Annotated in this window: 2 protein-coding genes; both read left to right on the top strand. The window is 68.2% G+C overall.

Going from position 1 to position 2,558, the window contains the following annotated elements; translation table 11 throughout:
* Positions 1 to 109: 109 nt before the first annotated feature.
* A complete protein-coding gene (locus tag D7W82_RS39255) occupies positions 110 to 1,672 on the top strand; it encodes an acyl-CoA carboxylase subunit beta (RefSeq protein ID WP_120623133.1) in 1,563 nt (520 codons plus the stop codon).
* 120 nt (positions 1,673 to 1,792) lie between these two features.
* A complete protein-coding gene (locus D7W82_RS39250) occupies positions 1,793 to 2,407 on the top strand; it encodes a hypothetical protein (RefSeq protein ID WP_120623132.1) in 615 nt (204 codons plus the stop codon).
* The last annotated feature ends 151 nt before the right edge of the window (positions 2,408 to 2,558 follow it).

Below are 2,558 nucleotides of genomic sequence, written 5' to 3'. Positions count from 1 at the left end.
CTTCCGTCCCATCGCCACCCCGTGCACACCGGGCCCGGCCGTCCGCCCACCCCTCCAGGAGCAAGGGAAGCGCTGCCAGCGACTTCCAATCGTGTTAGAGCGGCCCCCCATGGCCACGACCCCCGAGAACGATCCCTTGCGCGCACGGCTCCAGCAGATGGAGCAGCAGGCCGAGCAGGGCGGCGGCGCCGACCGCATCGCCAAGCAGCACGAGGCCGGCAAGCTCACGGCCCGCGAGCGCATCGACCTGCTGCTCGACCCCGGCTCCTTCAGCGAGCTGGACAAGTTCGTCACCCACCGCAGCCATGACTTCGGCATGGGCGACAAGAAGATCCTCGGCGACGGCGTCGTCACCGGCTACGGCACCGTGGAGGGCCGCCAGGTGTTCGTCTTCGCCCAGGACTTCACCGTCTTCGGCGGCTCGCTGTCCGGCGCCTACGCCCAGAAGATCTGCAAGATCATGGACCTGGCCACCCGCGTGGGCGCGCCCGTCATCGGGCTCAACGACTCCGGCGGCGCGCGCATCCAGGAAGGCGTGGAGAGCCTGGCCGGCTACGCGGACATCTTCCTGCGCAACACGCTGGCGTCCGGCGTCGTCCCCCAGATTTCGCTCATCCTGGGGCCGTGCGCGGGCGGCGCGGTGTACTCGCCCGCCATCACGGACTTCATCATGATGGTGAAGGACACGTCGTACATGTTCATCACCGGCCCGGACGTCATCAAGACGGTGACGCACGAAGAGGTCTCCAAGGAGGCCCTGGGCGGCGCGCTCACGCACAACCAGAAGTCCGGCGTGGCCCACTTCGCCGCGGAGAACGAGCAGGCCGCCATCGCCATGACGCGCGAGCTGCTCTCGTTCCTGCCCTCCAACAACCAGGAGGACCCGCCGTCCCAGCCGTGCGAGGACGACCCGTTCCGCGCCGAGGAGTCGCTCAAGTCCATTGTCCCGGCGAACCCGAACAAGCCCTACGACATCAAGGAGATCATCCGCGCCATCGTGGACTCCAAGCACTTCTTCGAGGTGCAAGAGCACTTCGCGAAGAACATCGTCGTCGGCTTCGCGCGCATGAACGGCAAGAGCGTGGGCATCGTCGCCAACCAGCCCGCGGTGCTCGCCGGCTGCCTGGACATCGACGCCAGCGTGAAGGCCGCGCGCTTCGTGCGCTTCTGCGACTGCTTCAACATCCCCCTGCTCACCCTGGTGGACGTGCCCGGCTTCCTCCCCGGCACGGACCAGGAGTGGGGCGGCATCATCACCCACGGCGCCAAGCTGCTCTACGCGTACGCGGAAGCCACCGTCCCCAAAATCACGCTCATCACCCGCAAGGCCTACGGCGGCGCGTACGACGTCATGGCGTCCAAGCACATCCGCGCGGACATCAACTACGCCTACCCCACCGCCGAGATCGCCGTGATGGGCCCCGAAGGCGCGGTGAACATCATCTTCCGCAACGAAATCCTGAAGGCCCAGGACGCCAACGCCGAGCGCAAGAAGCTCACGGACGACTACCGCGAGAAGTTCGCCAACCCGTTCAAGGCGGCGGAGCTGGGCTACATCGACGAGGTCATCCGTCCCGAGGAGACCCGCGCCAAGGTCATCCGCGCGCTGGAGATGCTCAAGGACAAGCGGCAGGAGAACCCGCCGCGCAAGCACGGCAACATCCCGCTGTAGAAGTAGTCCCGGGCCCGCCCGCACGCCCCCCGTCGCCAGGGGGGCAGGCGGGCGTGGAGACTTCCGGAAATTCTCAGGTAACGCCGGGGCTTTCACGGGGCCACTCAAGGAGCCCCCCACGTGTCCCAGCAGCGCCGACTCGTCCTCTTCCTCTCCGACGTCGAAGGTAACCTCACCGCCCTGCGTCAGACGCTGAAGGGCGTGTGCGAGGGGCTCGACCTCCCCTGTCCCGAAGTGAAGTGGGTGGAGCCCCGCCCGGAGTCGCTGGCCGACAGCGGCTGGCACGTGGCGGAGATTCCCCTCGTCTCCGGCAAGACGTCCGGCAAGGTGTCCTCCCCCGAGGAGCACGTGGACGCCATGACGCAGGCGCTCTCCCGGGACTTCCGCGACCGCTCCATGGGCATGTACGTGGACCGGGAGCACAGCTACGCGCGCGTCTGCATGGCCGCCCCCAGCCGCCCGCCCCGCGCCATGGAGGGCGAGTACCTGGACGTCCTGCGCCAGGCCGCGCGCTGGCTGGACGTGGAGACGACGGCGCTGGCCCGCCTCTTCAGCGGGAATGCCGCGCGCAACCTGCTGGCGGCCGCGGTGGACTTCGGGCCGGACGGCAAGGCCGTGGAGGCCCCGTCGCACCCCGCCCCTCCCCCGGAGCCGGACGAGGACGACCGCTTCGTGGAGGCGAAGCTCGCCCAGGCGAAGCTGCTGATGGATGAGTACCTGAACCTGCGCAAGTAGGGGCGGGCAATCCCGGGCGCCCCATGCTAGCAGGCTGTTGAAGAAGCCCGGTTTGCTGGCACGGGGCTGGGCTTCTCGTTGACTTCAATCTCAACATTGTCTTCGAGATGAGGCGGCGGGCGCGAAGTGGCTATGCGGCAGCCAGCCGCGC

The sequence above is a fragment of the Corallococcus sp. CA049B genome (assembly GCF_003611685.1).
Lineage (GTDB): Bacteria > Myxococcota > Myxococcia > Myxococcales > Myxococcaceae > Corallococcus > Corallococcus coralloides.
Note: the sequence above shows the minus strand (reverse complement) of the source record. Positions and strands in the feature narration are given on the sequence as shown.